Origin of the sequence: Hydrogenophaga aromaticivorans (assembly GCF_013387465.1) — a bacterium.
In the GTDB taxonomy this organism is placed as follows: Bacteria; Pseudomonadota; Gammaproteobacteria; order Burkholderiales; family Burkholderiaceae_C; genus Hydrogenophaga; species Hydrogenophaga aromaticivorans.
Genome location: NZ_VYGV01000003.1, coordinates 92,309 through 107,803, shown reverse-complemented (window position 1 = coordinate 107,803; position 15,495 = coordinate 92,309). Strand labels below are relative to the sequence as shown.

Sequence of the window (15,495 nt, the reverse complement as noted above, 5' to 3'; positions counted from 1 at the left end):
CAAGTCCTTGATTCTTGGTGATTTCATGGACTGGCACGGTTCTTGGAACAGGGGCCGGTGCGCACACCAGTCTGGCGTTCGGCGCCAGACACCCCACACAGCGGCACCCGCAAGAAAGCACCTATGTCCACGACCACCGCCAACCAGCCCCTGGGCCCCGTGCCCGAGGACGAGCCCAGCGAGCATGAGGTTTCGCTCTACGAGTCGCACAAGAAAATCCACCCGCGCTCGGTCTCGGGCTTCTTCACCCGCTGGCGCTGGGCCATGGTGTGGGTCACGCAGATCGTCTTTTATGGTCTGCCCTGGCTGAACTGGAACGGCCGCCAGGCCATCCTGTTTGACCTGCTGTCACGCCGGTTCTACCTGGGTGGGCTGGTTCTCTACCCACAGGATTTCATCTACCTCACCGGTTTGCTGGTGATGGCGGCGCTCTCGCTTTTCCTGTTCACGGCCGTGGCCGGGCGCCTGTGGTGCGGCTACGCCTGTCCGCAGACGGTCTACACCGAGGTCTTCTTGTGGATTGAAAAAAAAATCGAGGGCGATCGCTCGGCCCGCATCCGGATGGACGAGGCGCCGCTGTCAGGCGCCAAGGCTGGCCGCAAGGCCGTCAAGCACACCGCGTGGATCCTGTTTGCGCTCTGGACCGGATTCACTTTCGTCGGCTACTTCACCCCCATTCGGGGTCAGGCGGCTGACGTGGTGTCCGGTTCGTTGGGCGCCTGGCAGACCTTCTGGATCTTCTTCTACGGTTTTGCCACCTACGGCAACGCCGGGTTCATGCGCGAGCAGGTGTGCAAATACATGTGCCCCTATGCGCGCTTCCAGAGTGCCATGTTTGACAAGGACACCCTGATCGTCACCTACGACACCACCCGCGGCGAACCGCGTGGTTCGCGCGGCAAGAAGGTGAATCCGAAGGAGAAGGGCCTGGGTTCGTGTGTGGATTGCACCTTGTGCGTGCAGGTCTGCCCCACCGGCATCGACATCCGCAAGGGTTTGCAGTACGAGTGCATCGGTTGCGGTGCCTGTGCTGACGTGTGCGACGAAGTGATGGACAAATTTGGCTATGCGCGCGGCCTGGTCAAGTACTCGACGCAAAACGCCATGACCGGTGGCTGGGACAAGGCGCAGATCATCCGCCGGGCGCTGCGCCCGCGGGTGCTGATCTACACCACGGTGCTGACCGCCATCGCCATCGCCGTCGGTGTGAGCCTCTACAGACGCGTGCCGATGAAGGTGGACGTGATCCGGGACCGTGGCGCACTCGCCCGCATGGTCGAGCAGGGCCGCATCGAGAACGTGTTCCGGCTGCAGATCATGAACGCCACCGAAGCGAAACAGGTGGTGCAACTGGGCGTGGACGGCATGGACGGCATCGTGATCGCTTCCGAAGCCAGGGTGGAGGTGTTGCCGACCGAGGTGCGTACCCTGGCTGTGCGGGTGCAGGTGCCACCGGGTGCGTCCAGTGGTTCGCACCCCATCGTGTTCAAGCTGCAGTCGACCACCGAGGCGGCGATCCAGCTCGACGAAAAATCGGTTTTCCTGGTGCCGCGCTGACACCGTCTGGGCCGGGCAGTCTGTTGTGGGGACGGCCAGTCACCGGTCTCAGAAGTGAGCGAGGTAGCCGCCGTCCACCGCGAGCACTTGGCCAGTGACGTAACTGGCCGCAGGACTCGCCAGGAACACGGCCGCCCCGGCGATTTCATCGGGCTGCCCCCAGCGCCCGAGTGAGCTGCGTTGGCGCAGCCAGGCCAGCGTCTGGGCGTCTTGCTGCATCGCGCTGTTGGTTTCGGTCGCGAAGTAGCCCGGTGCGATGGCGTTGACGTTGATGCCCTCGGGCCCGAGTTCAGCGGCCAGCGCGCGGGTCATGGCTTCCAGGCCGCCCTTGCTGGTGGTGTAGGCGGCGTCGCCGGCGCGGGCAATGGGGCCGGCGATGGAGGTCACGTTGATGATGCGACCCCGACCTTGGGCGCGCATCGGTTGCGCGACTTCCCGGCACAGGTGCCAGGCGGCAACCAGGTTGGTTTCGAGCAGGTCGCGCAGGGCCTGGGCAGGCAGTTCGGTCATGGGCTGGCGTCGGCGCTGGCCGACGTTGTTGACCAGGATGTCGATGCGGCCGGTGGTGGCCAGCACCAGTGAGACGGCGCGGGTGGCGGCGGCTTCGTCGCCAACGTCAAAGGGCAGCGGGTGGGCGCTGCCACCGTTGCCCTTACCGGCGTCGTTGCAGCGGGCCACCGCGGACTGCAAGCTCATGGGATCGCGGCCATTGAGCCACACGTTGGCGCCATGGGCCGCCAGAGCGCAGGCCATGGACAGCCCGAGGCCACGGCTGGCGCCGGTGACGATGGCGGTTTGCCCATGCAGGGCGAACAGGCGCTGCACGGATGGAAGGGGAATCGCGGTGGGATCGGCTGGGTTCACGCACCCATTATGGTGGCGTGAACCCGTCGGTTTCAGGATCGCGCGCCGTCAGATCGCCAGTTCCGCGAGTGACGACTTGGGAAAGTCCAGCTCGTGTTCCAGACCCTCGAAAGGCAGGGTGAAGTAGAAGGTGCAGCCTTCACCGGGAGCGGTTTCGGCCCAGATGCGGCCGGCGTGGCGCTCGATGATGCGCTGGGACAGCGCGAGGCCAGTGCCATTGCCCTCGAAGTCCATGGAGTGGTGTTGCCGCTGGAACATCACAAACAGGTTGTGGGCTTTTTCCAGATCGAAACCCACGCCGTTGTCATGGATGAAGAAGGTGCGTCCGCCCACCGGGTTGACCTTCCAGCCAATTTCGATGCGGGCGTGTTCGCGGGTGCGGGTGTATTTCACGGAGTTGTTCAGCATGTTGCTGAACACTTCGGCCAGCAACATCGCATCGCCGCGCACGACCGGCAGGTCTTCCTCCACCACCCATTCGATTGAGCGATGGGGATTCTCCTGCTTCAGGTGGGCAATCACGCCGTTGAGCAGCGGCGCCAGCGGCACCGGCTGTGCCTCGATGGTCACCCGCCCGAGCCGGGCGTATTCGAGCAGGCCCTCGATCATGATGCTCATGCGCTTGCTGGCCTTGGCAATCGAGTTGAGGTATTGCAGCGCCAGGCTGTCGCTGGATTCACCCATCTGCTCCTGCAGCAGGCTGACAAAGCTGGCGATGTGGCGCAGCGGTGCGCGCAGGTCGTGCGACACCATGTGCGAGAACACGTCGAGGTCCTTGTTGGCCGCCACCAGCTGCTGGGTGCGCTCGGCCACGCGCTTTTCAAGTTCGCGGTTGAGGTCGTTCATCACGTCCTCCAGACTCTTCGCCGCGGTCATGTCGCGCGTGATGCTGGACAGCCCCTGCAGCTCACCCGCTTCGTTGCGCAGCGCGGTCAGCACGGTGTGGGCCCAGAAGCGCGAGCCGTCGTCGCGCAGCCGCCAGCCGCGGGTTTCCCATTGACCGTGGGATTTGGCCAGGCGCAAGACCTGTTCCGGATTCACCTCGTCCTCGCCGGCGTTGTCGGTGGCCAGCAGCATCGTGTAGGGTTCGCCCAGCATCTGGGCGCGGGAATGGCCGTGCAGGCGCTGGGCGCTCTCGGTCCACTCGGTCACCGCCCCGTTTTCGTCCACGAAGTAGATGCAGTGGTCCTGTATCGCATCGACCATCAGGCGGTAACGCTGCTCGCTCTGGAACAGCTCGGCACTGCGTTCGCGCACCCGTTCTTCCAGATCGCGGTTGGCTTCGAGCACGAACTCCTCAATGCGCCGGCGTTCGCTGATGTCGTGCATTTCGATGAAGATGCCTTCGACCATGCCGTGCTGGAAGTCGGGGATGTAGTGAATTTCATAGAAGCTGGTGGTGCCGTCGTGGGCCTGGCGTTCGGCTTCGAAGTTCTGCGGCTGACCGCTGAGTGCCTCGGCAAAGTGCGGCAGGATCTCGGGCATCAGCTCGGCGCGCACCACCTGACTCAGGTGGGTGCCGACCAGTTCGCTGGGCATCTTGCCGTAGCGGCGTGCGTGCGCGGAATTGGAGAAACGGCAGATCAGGTCTTTGTCGTAGTAGGCCAGCCGCACCGGGATGCGGTCGGTGATGGTCTGCAGGAAGCCGTCGTGAGCGGCCACGCGCTGTTCAGCGGCCTTGCGATCGCTGATGTCGAGCACGGTGGTGTTGGTGTGCAGGAAGGTGCCGTGCTCGTCGTTGACAGCGGTCGACGAGAACAAGGCGTGGAATCGGGTGCCGTCTTTGCGTTGCACCTCGATCTCCATGGGCAGTGTGCGTCCCGATTGCCTCAGCGACTCCATGCGCGTCTGCAGCAGACCGCGCCACGAGGGGTCGATCAGCGCGAACAGATCTAGTTCGTTGATCACTTCTTCGCGCGCATAGCCCAGCCAGTTCAGCAGCGTCTGGTTGATGTTGACGAGGCGAAGCTCGGCGTCCAGCGACAGATGGCCGCTGGGTGCCTGCTCGTAGAGCGACTGGGCACGTGCCAGTGCGCGCTCCAGCTCCTGGGTGCGCTGGGCCACCAACCGCTCAAGTTCAGGGTTGGCGAGGTCGTTCGGGTCCAGGCCGACAGTGATATCCATGGTTGAAAGCTCCAGGTCGTTGCGATGCACAGCGGTTCAATTCTGTACCGTTCATATCGGACACCGGGAGGAAAAATTCAGGCCTGTGTGTGCCGGTCAAGCAGGGCAACACCATTTCTGGAGTCAAAAAAAGCCCCAGCGGCAGGCCTGGGGCTTTGAGGTGTATGTTGGTGCTCGCTTACAAAGCCAATGAAAATATAGGGTCTTTCTCATACAGCGTCATGGCGCATCCCATGTTATGGACTTGATGGGACGCGTCGAAGAAGCCTGTTTTACAGGCCTGCCGCTGCGCGCAGCACTTGCGCCTTGTCCGTGCGCTCCCAGGCGAACTCGGGCTCTTCGCGGCCAAAGTGGCCGTAGGCCGCGGTCTTTTCGTAGATCGGGCGCAGCAGATCCAGCATCTGGATGATGCCTTTGGGGCGGAGGTCGAAGTGCTCGTTCACCAGCGCGGAAAGCTTCTCGTCACTGATGACGCCCGTGCCTTCGGTGTAGACCGTGATGTTCATCGGCTTGGCCACACCAATGGCGTAAGCCACCTGGATCTGGCACTGCTTGGCGAGACCGGCGGCGACGATGTTCTTCGCCACGTAGCGCGCGGCGTAAGCGGCCGAGCGGTCCACCTTGCTCGGATCCTTGCCGGAGAACGCGCCACCGCCGTGCGGGCAAGCGCCACCGTAGGTGTCCACGATGATCTTGCGGCCGGTCAGGCCGCAGTCGCCCTGCGGACCGCCGATAACGAAGCGCCCGGTCGGGTTGATCAGGTACTTGGTGTTCTGCAGCCATTCCTTGGGCAGCACCGGCTTGATGATCTCTTCGATGATGGCTTCGGTGAACGAGGCCTTCATCTGGTGCTGGTTCTCGCTCTGGTCCGGGCTGTGCTGGGTGGACAGCACGACGGTGTCGATGCTGTGCGGCTTGCCGTCCACGTAGCGCATGGTCACCTGGCTCTTGGCGTCGGGCCGCAGGAAGGGCAGGCGGCCGTCTTTGCGCAACTGGGCCTGGCGCTCCATCAGGCGGTGCGCGTAGTAGATCGGCGCGGGCATCAGTTCGGGCGTCTCGTCGCAGGCGTAGCCGAACATCAGACCCTGATCGCCAGCGCCGGTGTTGAGGTGGTCGTCAGACGCGTGGTCCACGCCCTGGGCGATGTCGTTGCTTTGCTTGTCATAAGCCACCAGCACGGCGCAGCCCTTGTAGTCGATGCCGTAGTCGGTGTTGTCGTAGCCGATGCGCTTGATGGTGTCGCGCGCGACCTGGATGTAGTCCACGTGCGCGTTGGTGGTGATTTCACCCGCGAGCACCACCAGGCCGGTGTTGGTCAGCGTCTCGGCTGCCACGCGGCTGCGTGGGTCCTGCTTGAAGATCGCATCAAGGATCGCGTCGGAAATCTGGTCAGCCACCTTGTCGGGGTGGCCTTCGGAGACGGATTCGGAAGTGAAGAGAAAGTCGTTCGCCATGTATAAACTCCAGAGTTGGTGGATCGGCGTTGCCGGTCTTCTGGGTTCGGCGAACGCTTTAGCGGAATTTGTGAATCGCCCCGCAATTAGTTCAATAACTCGGCGATGACAGGATTTTAGGGCAAGCGTGGGTCTGGATGTCCGTGCCGCAGACCAAGACCTGTTGCCGACACCGGTTGTGCGCCCACCACCGGTATATTTCGACGGCCATACAGGCCTCTTGAGCATTTCGTGACCGTCCTCTTTCAACTGCTTTTCCGTCTTTTTTCACACCTGCCACTGCCTGTGCTGCACGCAGCAGGCTGGGTGGTGGGCTGGCTCAGCTTCCTGTTGTCACCCCGCTACCGGCGACGCCTGATGGCCCATGTCCGCCAGGCCGGTTTTTCCCGTGGGGTGGCGCTGGCTTCGGTGGGCGAAGCGGGCAAGATGGCCGTAGAAACCACCCGGTTGTGGCTGGGAGCCCCGATGAAGGTGGGCTGGGAAGGGGCTTCCCTGATCGAAGCGGCGATGGCCCACGGCTCGGGCGTGCTGTTCCTGACGCCGCACCTGGGTTGTTTTGAAATCACGGCGCAGGCAGTGGCGCAGCGCTTCGGTGAGCGCATGACCACCACAGTGTTGTTTCGCCCGTCGCGTCAACCCTGGCTGCGGGATCTGGTGGCCCATTCCCGTGAGCGCCCAGGCCTGTTGACGGCGCCGACCACGCTGGCCGGCGTGAAGCAACTCATCAAGGCGCTCAAGACAGGGCAGGCCGTGGGGCTGCTGCCGGACCAGGTGCCGCCCGCGGGCCTAGGCGTGTGGGCGCCGTTCTTCGGGCGTGAGGCCTACACCATGACCTTGTCGGCCCGCCTGGCACGGACGCCAGGCGTGCAGCCGGTATTGATCTGGGGCGAGCGGCTCTCCTGGGGGCGCGGCTTCCTGGTGCATGTGCGCCCCTTCCCGGGTCTCGCTGAGGAGGGTCTGAGCAGCGACCCGCAGACGGCTGCCAGACAGATCAACCAGGCCATGGAGATGCTGGTGCGAGAATCGCCGGCCCAATACCTCTGGTCGTACGATCGCTACAAGCAACCCCGTCAACCCGAGTCCCCGGACACCGGCGCCGCGCCCCAGCGCTGAAACGGCCCGGTGCTCACCGCAGTCATTCATGTCCACAATCCCCTCCCCAACTCATCACAGTCCATCGGGCACCAAAACCTGGGGTGGTCGACTGGGCGTGGGTTTCATGCGCTTGCTGGCCCGTTTGCCCCTGTCATGGGTGCGTGGTCTGGGCTGGCTGTCGGGGCAGGTGCTGCATCTGGTGGCCGCTCGGCGCCGGGACATTGCTCGCACCAACTGGGCGCTGTGTTTCCCTCAGAACAGCGAGGCTGAACGCAACCGCGCTGTGCGCCGGCATTTTGTGTATTTCGCGCAATCCTGGCTGGACCGGAGCTGGGTCTGGGAAGCCAGTGAAGCGGTGACCCGACGTCGCCTGAGGCTGGTCGGGGCGGTCCATGAACTGGCCACCGACGGGCCGATTCTGGTGTTCGCTCCGCACTTTGTGGGACTGGACGCTGGCGGAACCGCACTGGCCCTGGGGTTTCCGCGCAGGTTCATCAGCCTGTACGCCCGTCAACGCAATGTGGCCGTGGATCAATGGATTCGGGCGGGTCGGCTGCGGTATGGCTCGGTCAGGCTGGTTGAAAAGCACCAGAGCATGCGCTCGCTGGTGCAGGCGTTGCGAGCGGGGGAGGTGCTGTACCTCTTGCCGGACATGGACATGGGGCCGGCGGAGTCGGTGTTCGTGCCATTTTTCGGGGTGAGCACCGCCACCGTGCCCACCCTGCCGCGGCTGGCCCAGATGGGGCGTGCGCGCGTGGTGCCGGTCATCAGCCGGATGACGCCCAGCGGTTACGACGTGGAGGTGCTCCCGGGCTGGGACGGCTATCCCGGCGGTGACGCGGTGGCCGACACTGCGCTGATGAACCACCACCTGGAACAGATGATCGCAACCATGCCTGAGCAGTACTACTGGGTGCACAAGCGCTTCAAGACGCGACCGGCGGGTGAAGCGTCACCCTATGGGCGACGTTGAGCACGGCGGCAGCCCGGTGAGCGTCTGACGGGCGACTGGCCTGGCGGCGAGTGCCGCCCGATCGGCTGAACTCAGTCCAGTGCCGGTGGCTCGTCGTTGTCTTCCGCAACCGCTGGGGCTTGCTCCAGGGTCGCCACAGCCTCGCCATGGGTCCAGTCCCACAAGAGCAGTGCCATTTCGTCCAGCCCCTGCTTCTTCAGTGCTGAGAACAGGCGGGCCTCACCACCGCCGCACTGCAGCTTCGCAATCGAGAGCGCCTTGTTGGCCTCGGCACGCGTGAGCTTGTCCGACTTGGTCAAGAGGATCACGAACTTCAGGCCGCTCTGCACCCGGGGGCGGATCACGTCCAGCAGGATTTCATCCAGCTCGGTCAACCCCAGGCGGGGGTCGCACAGCAACACCACGGCCTTGAGGTTTTCGCGCGTCATGAGGTAGTTGCCCATCACGCGCTGCCAGCGCAGCTTGGCTTCGCGCGGCACAGCCGCATACCCATAGCCCGGCAAGTCGGCCAGCACGGCGTCGGTCTGTCCCTGCTTGCCCAGCGAGAACAGGTTGATGCTCTGTGTGCGTCCAGGCGTCTTTGACGCAAAGGCCAGGCGCTTTTGCTGAGTCAGTGTGTTGATGCAGGTGGATTTGCCTGCATTGGATCGACCGACAAAAGCCACCTCGGGAACATCCAGCGTGGGCAGGTGTTCCAGCTGGGGCGCCGTCGTGAGGAATCGGGCGGTGTGCAGCCAGCCGTGCAGGCTCTTGATATCGGGACGCGCTGCGTTTTGGGCGCCCTCGGGCCCATGCACGTTGGAGGTGCTGGATGGGGTGGTGTCCGACGCGGTGGCTGTATTCTTGACTTGAGTCATTTGGGTATCCTGTGAGGCATTGTAAAATCGAATGCTGTACGGCCCGAAAGCCGCGAACTTCTTCAAACCGACGCGTCGCAAACGACGCCGCCCCGACATGAAATTGCCCGTTTCTTTCCTTTGCGTGGCTGCCGCTGCAGCCCTGTCGTTCAGTGTCCATGCGCAGTCGGTCAAGCCCGATCCCGCCAAAGGCGCCGCCACCTTCGGGCAGGTTTGTGTGGCCTGCCACGCAGCTGACGGGAATTCGGTGATTCCTGAGAACCCGATGTTGGCGCAGCAGCATCCAGAGTACTTGGTCAAGCAGCTGCAGGAATTCAAGTCTGGCAAACGGGCCAACCCGATCATGCAGGGCATGGTCGCGGCGCTGTCCGATGATGACATGCGCAACATCGCTTGGTGGCTGGCCGATCAAAAGGCACGTGAAGGCTTCGCGACGGACAAGAATCTGGTTCGGCTGGGTGAGCGCATCTACCGCGGCGGTATCGCTGATCGCCAGATCGCGGCCTGTGCCGGTTGCCACAGCCCCACCGGCGCCGGCATTCCCTCGCAGTATCCGCGTCTGAAAGGGCAGCATGCCGGGTACACGGCGGCCCAGCTCAAGGCGTTCCGGGACGGCACGCGGGCGAACCACATCCAGATGACCGGTGTGGCGGCCAAGTTGAACGACCGCGAAATCCAGGCGGTGTCGGATTACATCGCAGGCCTGCGCTGACCGGGCAGGTGCTTAGCCCCGGGGTTTCCGGGGATATAAGCGTTGGTTAATATTTGGCGTCACAATGCGGGTTTATCTTCCTTCGCATTGAACCGCCACACGAACAAAGCATCACATCAGGGCGCGTTCTGGGTTGTTCCAGATCCGCCCTGTTTGTTTTTTACGACGCCTAAATGACCGTATCTACCCAAGGCTTGCAGATCCGCACCGGGTCGCGCTTCGCCAGCCAGCTGGTTGAGCTGTTGTCGTCCATGCGGTTTGCGATTTCACTTCTGACGGTGATCTGCATCGCGTCGGTCATCGGGACCGTGGTCAAGCAACACGAACCCCTGAACAACTACGTCAACCAGTTCGGCCCGTTCTGGTCCGATGTGTTTGGCAGTGCCCGGCTGTTCACGGTCTACAGCGCCTGGTGGTTTCTGCTGATCCTGGCGTTTCTGGTGGTCAGTACCAGCCTGTGCATCGCGCGCAACACGCCCAAGATCCTGGTGGACTTCAAAGCCTACAAGGAAAACATCCGCGAGCAAAGTCTCAAGGCTTTTCCGCACCGGGCCGAAGGCGCACTGCCTGAAACGCCTGAATCAGCGGCCAACCGCATCGGTCAAACCCTGCTGGGTTCCGGCTGGAAGGTCAAGCTGCAGTCGCGGGAAAGCGCCGGCGGTACCGGCTGGATGGTGGCCGCCAAGGCGGGATCGACCAACAAGATCGGCTATCTGGCGGCACACAGCGCGATTGTGCTGGTGTGCCTCGGTGGCCTGCTCGATGGCGATCTGGTGGTGCGTGCCCAGATGTGGTTCAACGGCAAGACGCCGTTCACGGGTGGCGGCCTGATTGCCGATGTGGCCCCTCAGCACCGCCTTTCTCCCAGCAACCCGACGTTCCGGGGCAACCTGCTGGTGACCGAGGGCACCACGGCGGGCACCGCGATCCTGGCCCAGTCCGATGGCGTGCTGCTGCAGGATCTGCCGTTTTCGGTCGAACTCAAGAAATTCATTGTCGAGTACTACGACACCGGCATGCCCAGGCTGTTTGCCAGCGACATCGTGATCCACGACCACGAAACGGGCGAAAAGAAGGCCACGCGGGTTGAAGTGAACCATCCCGCCAGCCACCGCGGTATCAACATCTACCAGTCCAGTTTTGACGATGGTGGGTCGCGCGTCAATCTGCGGGCGGTGCCCATCAACGGGCCGGCCAAGGCGTTCGAGGTGTCGGGCGTGATCGGTGGCACGTCTGCGCTGAGCAATGGGGACCAGAAACTCACGCTGGAGTACACCGGCCTGCGCGTGATCAATGTGGAGAACTTTGCGAACCAGGGGGGCGAAGCTTCGGGCACGGATGTGCGCAAGGTCGACCTGCGCAGCTCGATCGAGAGCCGCCTCGGTTCGGGTCACAGGCCCGGCGCCGAAAAAACCCTGCGCAACGTGGGCCCCAGTTTCAGCTACAAGCTGCGCGACGCGGCGGGTCAGGCGGTGGAGTACAACAACTACATGCTGCCCATGGAGATCGATGGTTCGCGCATGTTCCTCTTTGGCATGCGTGAAACGCCGTCCGAGCCCTTCCGGTACCTGCGCATCCCCGCCGATGATCAGGACAGCATCGATGGTTTTGTGCGTCTGCGCGCGGCCCTCGTCGATCCGGCGCTGCGTGAACTGGCCGTGCGCCGTTACGCGGTCTCGGCGGTGGAAGCGGGGCGCACCGAGCTCTCCGATGCACTGCAGGCGTCTGCCGGTCGGGCGATTGGCCTGTTTGCAGGCGCCGAAGCCACCGAGGCCCCGGCAGGTGATCCGCCCATCAAAGGGGGGTTGCAGGCGGTGTCGGCGTTTCTGGAAAGCAATGTGCCTGAGGCAGAGCGTGAGCGCGCCAGCGATGTGCTGGTGCGCATCCTCAACGGAACGCTGTTCGAGCTGTTGCAGGTCAGTCGCGAACGGGCCGGTCTGCAGCCGCTGGAGCGCAGTGATGCCACGCAGCAGTTCATGACGCACGCCGTCATGAGCTTGAGCGATGCTTTCTATTACCCGGCCCCGATGACCTTTCAGCTCAAGGATTTCGAGCATGTGCAGGCCAGTGTGTTCCAGGTGGCGCGCGCGCCCGGCCAGAGCATCGTGTACCTGGGTTGCGTCTTGCTGATCCTGGGTGTTTTTGTCATGCTCTATGTGCGCGAGCGCCGCGTGTGGGTGTGGCTCTCGCCTGCGGGCGCGGGGCATTCGCAGGCCACGATGGCGCTGTCGTCCAACCGCAAGACGATGGAAGCCGATCAGGAGTTTGAAGTGTTGAAGTCCCAGTTGTTGAAGGTGCCCTCATGAATACCGCCACCCAGACCTTTGAACTCAAGCGGGGCCAGAACGGCTCCAGCTTGGAGCCCGGCTATTTCGCCCGTCGCAATGTGTGGGACTGGCTGTTCGCTGTTCTCGTGATAGCGGGCGCAGTGTGGAGTTTCATGCGCTACAGCCCAGCCATGGACGTCTACGAAAAGGCCATTCTGGTGGGGGCGGTCCCGGCGGTCATCTGGCTGGGCTGGTTCTGGCGACCCCTGCGTGCACTGATGGTGGTGGTGGCGGCGCTGTCCTTGCTGGCCATCTCGCTGTACCAGACGCCGGAAGGCACGGCCAATCTGGCGCGCGCCGACCAGGTGTTCATGCTCAAGTACTTCATCTCCAGCCAGTCGGCCATTCTCTGGATGAGCGTGCTGTTCTTCATGAGCACCATCTTCTATTGGGTGGGGATGTTCACGCGTGCGGGCAATGCGTTCGAGAGCCTGGGGTCGCGCCTGGCCTGGGTGGCTGTGACGCTGGCGCTGGTGGGCACCATGGTGCGCTGGTACGAGAGCCACCAGATTGGTGTCGGCATTGGTCACATTCCGGTGAGCAATCTGTACGAGGTCTTTGTGCTGTTCTGCTGGATGACGGCGGCCTTTTACCTGTATTACGAAGAGCAGTACAACACCCGTTCGATGGGCGCCTTCGTGATGCTGGTGGTGAGTGCTGCCGTGGGTTTTCTGCTCTGGTACACCGTGGTGCGCGAAGCCCACGAGATCCAGCCGCTGGTGCCCGCGTTGCAGAGCTGGTGGATGAAGCTCCACGTGCCAGCCAACTTCATTGGTTACGGAACCTTTGCGCTCTCGGCGATGCTGGCGTTTGCCTACCTGATCAAGCAGAGCGCCAGCGAGTCACGCTGGTACAAGCTCGCGCCGTTGTGGTTGCTGGGCATCGTGCTGTGTTTTGAACCCATCGTCTTTCGCACGTCGGCCGCGGAAAAGGGCGGCAGCTACTGGTTCGTGTATTTCGGCATTTCGGCGCTGATCGTGGCCACCATCCTGTTCGGCCGCCGCCGCATCGCGGAGCGACTGCCGAGTTTTGAGGTGCTGGACGACGTGATGTACAAGGCCATCGCGGTGGGCTTTGCCTTCTTCACCATCGCGACGGTGCTGGGCGCTTTCTGGGCCGCCGAAGCCTGGGGCGGCTACTGGAGCTGGGATCCGAAGGAAACCTGGGCGCTGATCGTCTGGCTGAACTACGCCGCCTGGCTGCACATGCGGTTGATGAAGGGCCTGCGTGGCACCGTGGCGGCCTGGTGGGCCTTGGTGGGGCTCGCGGTCACCACCTTCGCTTTCCTGGGGGTGAACATGTTCCTCTCGGGCTTGCACAGCTACGGCGAGCTGTGAGGTCTTGCGGCCCCTGCTGTGTCCCGCATCGCTCCGGGATGCGGGCGGCGCAGAATTCGGTGCGAGCGGGGGCTCGATAACGTGGGCAGGAACTTGGTAAGAAATCCCCGGCTCCTACGACTGACCTGAACCACAGGAGCCCCTCATGATCATCCGTTCTGCCGACACCGGGTACCACCATCCTCAATCGAGCGAAATCACGTCGCGTTCCGTTTATCTGGGGCGTCGTCAGTGGCTGCAGCACCTGGCTCTGGGCGCTGGCGGTGCGGCGCTGGCTGGTTGGGCATCACGAGACGCTCTCGCCGCTGTGACCCGACCCGGCAAGCTCGCTGCGCTGGCGGGCGCCTCTTCCGCGTTGCCTGGGGCATCAACGGTGGAAAAGGTCACCGCTTACGAGCACGCGTCCACCTACAACAACTTCTACGAATTCGGCACCGACAAGTCGGACCCCGTGGCGCGCGCCAAGTCGCTGAAGACGAGCCCATGGACGGTGTCGGTCGAGGGACTGGTGAACAAGCCCCGCACCTATGGCCTAGAGGAGCTGCTCAAGCTGGCTCCCATGGAGGAGCGCATTTACCGGCTGCGCTGTGTGGAGGGCTGGTCCATGGTGGTTCCCTGGGTGGGCTATTCGCTGGGTGCGTTGATCCGGGCGGCGCAGCCGCTGGGCAGCGCGAAATATGTGGAATTCGTGACCCAGGCCGATCGGGACACCATGCCGGGTCTGCGCTCCAGCGTGTTGCTGTGGCCGTATGTCGAAGGCCTGCGCCTGGACGAAGCCATGCATCCGCTGACGCTGCTGGCGTTTGGCATGTATGGCGAGGTGTTGCCGAACCAGAACGGCGCGCCGGTGCGCCTGGTGGTTCCGTGGAAATACGGCTTCAAGAGTGGCAAGTCGCTGGTGAAGATCCGGTTCACGGACAAGGAGCCCCGCACGGCCTGGAACATCGCGGCACCTCAGGAGTACGGCTTTTTCTCGAATGTGAATCCTGACGTGGCCCATCCGCGCTGGAGTCAGGCCACCGAGCGGCGCATTGGCGAAGAGGGCGGCCTGCTGGCCAAACGCCGCAAGACCCTGATGTTCAACGGTTACGAGCCCCAGGTGGGGCAGCTTTACGCGGGGATGGACCTGCGCAAGTTCTTCTGAACTTTTCAGGCATTGCATTCGCAACGCAGCGCTTGTGGACGCCCGACTTTCCGCTGATCCTTCAGTCCGATCTGGTGCGGTGGACTCAGTCACCGCGCCGCGCAAGGCAGGGTCGCGCTTGAACCGGTGGCTCTTGCACCGCACAGCCAAACCCTTGCTGTTTGTTTTGTGGAGCCTGCCGGTTGTCTGGCTGTTCTGGGCCGCCTGGAACGACCAGCTGGGCGCCAATCCGGCCGAAGCCCTGATCCGCTCGCTGGGTGACTGGACGCTTCGAGCACTCGTGCTGGTCTTGCTGGTGACGCCGTTGCGCGTGATGGCGGGCTGGCCTGCGTTGGCCCGGTTGCGGCGCATGCTGGGGCTGTTCGTGTTTTTCTACGCCAGTCTGCACCTGCTGGCCTACGCCTGGTTTGACATGGGTTTTGAATGGCGTGAGGTGCTGGCCGATTTGGCCAAGCGACCGTTCATCCTGGTCGGCTTCCTCTGCTGGGTGTTGCTGCTGCTCATGGCCGGCACTTCGTTCAACCGGGCCATCCGGGCGTTGGGGGCTGCGCGCTGGAGGTTGCTTCACCGCAGCGTGTACGCCGTGGCCTGTCTGGCGGTGCTGCACTTCTTCTGGATGCGCAGCGGCAAGAACGACTTTGCGGAAGTGGGTGTTTACGCGGTTCTGCTGGCCTTGTTGCTGGGCTGGCGTGTATGGGAACGCTGGTGGCCCAAGGGCCATCTGGGGCGTTGAATATGCTTGAGTTGGCGAACGGATTGCTGGGCAGCGCTTTCACGATCGCGGCCACGACCAGGCAACTTTGCGGCCCCGGATAGACGGCTTCGAAAGCAAGTTCAGCGTTGCGGCGACTCGTCCAGCGAATCGGTCGCGTTGGGTACCGTGTCCGCTGGCTTCGGCGCTGCAGGCCGGGCTTCGGGTTGCGCGCCGGGCAGGTACAGCGGACCCTTTTGACCGCAGCCGGCGCCCGCCACACTCAGGGCGATCAGGATCGTGCCGCCAGCGACACGGACATGGGCGAGCGCTCCGCCTAGAATTGGATGCATCTTCATA

The 15,495-nt window shown here is 63.3% G+C and carries 13 protein-coding genes; 8 read left to right on the top strand and 5 right to left on the bottom strand.

What is annotated here, in order from left to right; translation table 11 throughout:
- The first annotated feature begins 123 nt into the window (after positions 1-123).
- Positions 124-1,557, top strand: a complete 1,434-nt coding sequence (gene ccoG / locus F3K02_RS02570; protein WP_177132995.1) for a cytochrome c oxidase accessory protein CcoG — start codon at positions 124-126, stop codon at positions 1,555-1,557.
- Between the two features lie 48 nt (positions 1,558-1,605).
- Here ccoG and F3K02_RS02565 read toward each other — a convergent pair whose 3' ends face one another.
- The 3 genes from F3K02_RS02565 to metK all read right to left on the bottom strand — a co-directional run bounded on the left by F3K02_RS02565 (position 1,606) and on the right by metK (position 5,999).
- On the bottom strand, positions 1,606-2,421 hold the full coding sequence (locus F3K02_RS02565) for an SDR family oxidoreductase (protein ID WP_343066955.1): 816 nt from the start codon (positions 2,419-2,421) through the stop codon (positions 1,606-1,608).
- 48 nt (positions 2,422-2,469) lie between these two features.
- On the bottom strand, positions 2,470-4,545 hold the full coding sequence (locus F3K02_RS02560) for a PAS domain-containing sensor histidine kinase (protein ID WP_177132994.1): 2,076 nt from the start codon (positions 4,543-4,545) through the stop codon (positions 2,470-2,472).
- Between the two features lie 272 nt (positions 4,546-4,817).
- The gene (gene metK / locus F3K02_RS02555; protein WP_177132993.1) at positions 4,818-5,999 is read right to left on the bottom strand and encodes a methionine adenosyltransferase; all 1,182 of its coding nucleotides are present in this window, start codon (positions 5,997-5,999) and stop codon (positions 4,818-4,820) included.
- Between the two features lie 231 nt (positions 6,000-6,230).
- Here metK and F3K02_RS02550 point away from each other — a divergent pair, with 231 nt between their 5' ends.
- Both F3K02_RS02550 and F3K02_RS02545 read left to right on the top strand, forming a co-directional pair.
- Entirely contained in the window at positions 6,231-7,112 is an 882-nt protein-coding gene (locus tag F3K02_RS02550; protein ID WP_177132992.1) for a lysophospholipid acyltransferase family protein, read from the top strand.
- 28 nt (positions 7,113-7,140) lie between these two features.
- Entirely contained in the window at positions 7,141-8,067 is a 927-nt protein-coding gene (locus F3K02_RS02545; protein ID WP_177132991.1) for a lysophospholipid acyltransferase family protein, read from the top strand.
- A gap of 71 nt (positions 8,068-8,138) precedes the next feature.
- On the opposite strand, the gene yihA is transcribed toward F3K02_RS02545, so the two are convergent.
- A complete protein-coding gene (gene yihA, locus F3K02_RS02540) occupies positions 8,139-8,924 on the bottom strand; it encodes a ribosome biogenesis GTP-binding protein YihA/YsxC (protein ID WP_177132990.1) in 786 nt (261 codons plus the stop codon).
- A 97-nt stretch (positions 8,925-9,021) separates the two neighbouring features.
- Here yihA and F3K02_RS02535 point away from each other — a divergent pair, with 97 nt between their 5' ends.
- The 5 genes from F3K02_RS02535 (at position 9,022) to F3K02_RS02515 (ending at position 15,177) form a co-directional block, all read left to right on the top strand.
- Positions 9,022-9,636 carry a c-type cytochrome gene (locus F3K02_RS02535; protein ID WP_177133180.1) on the top strand — a complete coding sequence of 205 codons (615 nt, stop codon included), beginning with the start codon at positions 9,022-9,024 and terminating at the stop codon, positions 9,634-9,636.
- 173 nt (positions 9,637-9,809) lie between these two features.
- On the top strand, positions 9,810-11,942 hold the full coding sequence (locus F3K02_RS02530; RefSeq protein WP_177132989.1) for a cytochrome c biogenesis protein ResB: 2,133 nt from the start codon (positions 9,810-9,812) through the stop codon (positions 11,940-11,942).
- Positions 11,939-13,300 (top strand): c-type cytochrome biogenesis protein CcsB, encoded by a 1,362-nt coding sequence (ccsB, locus tag F3K02_RS02525; protein WP_177132988.1) that lies wholly within the window; start codon positions 11,939-11,941, stop codon positions 13,298-13,300. The genes F3K02_RS02530 and ccsB overlap by 4 nt, the downstream gene beginning before the upstream one ends.
- Before the next feature lie 145 nt (positions 13,301-13,445).
- Positions 13,446-14,444, top strand: coding sequence for a protein-methionine-sulfoxide reductase catalytic subunit MsrP (msrP, locus tag F3K02_RS02520; RefSeq protein ID WP_177132987.1), 999 nt, complete (start codon positions 13,446-13,448; stop codon positions 14,442-14,444).
- Between the two features lie 118 nt (positions 14,445-14,562).
- Entirely contained in the window at positions 14,563-15,177 is a 615-nt protein-coding gene (locus F3K02_RS02515) for a protein-methionine-sulfoxide reductase heme-binding subunit MsrQ (RefSeq protein ID WP_177132986.1), read from the top strand.
- A gap of 101 nt (positions 15,178-15,278) precedes the next feature.
- Here the strand turns inward: F3K02_RS02515 and F3K02_RS02510 are convergent, their stop codons facing one another.
- The gene (locus tag F3K02_RS02510) at positions 15,279-15,494 is read right to left on the bottom strand and encodes an LptM family lipoprotein (protein ID WP_177132985.1); all 216 of its coding nucleotides are present in this window, start codon (positions 15,492-15,494) and stop codon (positions 15,279-15,281) included.
- Between the last annotated feature and the right edge of the window lies 1 nt (position 15,495).

Excerpts from the sequence above, each read along its gene's own strand:
- yihA (WP_177132990.1), bottom strand. The coding sequence starts at position 8,924 with ATGACTCAAGTCAAGAATACAGCCACCGCGTCGGACACCACCCCATCC.
- F3K02_RS02510 (WP_177132985.1), bottom strand. The coding sequence starts at position 15,494 with ATGAAGATGCATCCAATTCTAGGCGGAGCGCTCGCCCATGTCCGTGTC.
- F3K02_RS02545 (WP_177132991.1), top strand. The coding sequence starts at position 7,141 with ATGTCCACAATCCCCTCCCCAACTCATCACAGTCCATCGGGCACCAAA.
- msrP (WP_177132987.1), top strand. The coding sequence starts at position 13,446 with ATGATCATCCGTTCTGCCGACACCGGGTACCACCATCCTCAATCGAGC.
- ccsB (WP_177132988.1), top strand. The coding sequence starts at position 11,939 with ATGAATACCGCCACCCAGACCTTTGAACTCAAGCGGGGCCAGAACGGC.
- F3K02_RS02560 (WP_177132994.1), bottom strand. The coding sequence starts at position 4,545 with ATGGATATCACTGTCGGCCTGGACCCGAACGACCTCGCCAACCCTGAA.
- F3K02_RS02535 (WP_177133180.1), top strand. The coding sequence starts at position 9,022 with ATGAAATTGCCCGTTTCTTTCCTTTGCGTGGCTGCCGCTGCAGCCCTG.
- ccoG (WP_177132995.1), top strand. The coding sequence starts at position 124 with ATGTCCACGACCACCGCCAACCAGCCCCTGGGCCCCGTGCCCGAGGAC.
- F3K02_RS02530 (WP_177132989.1), top strand. The coding sequence starts at position 9,810 with ATGACCGTATCTACCCAAGGCTTGCAGATCCGCACCGGGTCGCGCTTC.
- metK (WP_177132993.1), bottom strand. The coding sequence starts at position 5,999 with ATGGCGAACGACTTTCTCTTCACTTCCGAATCCGTCTCCGAAGGCCAC.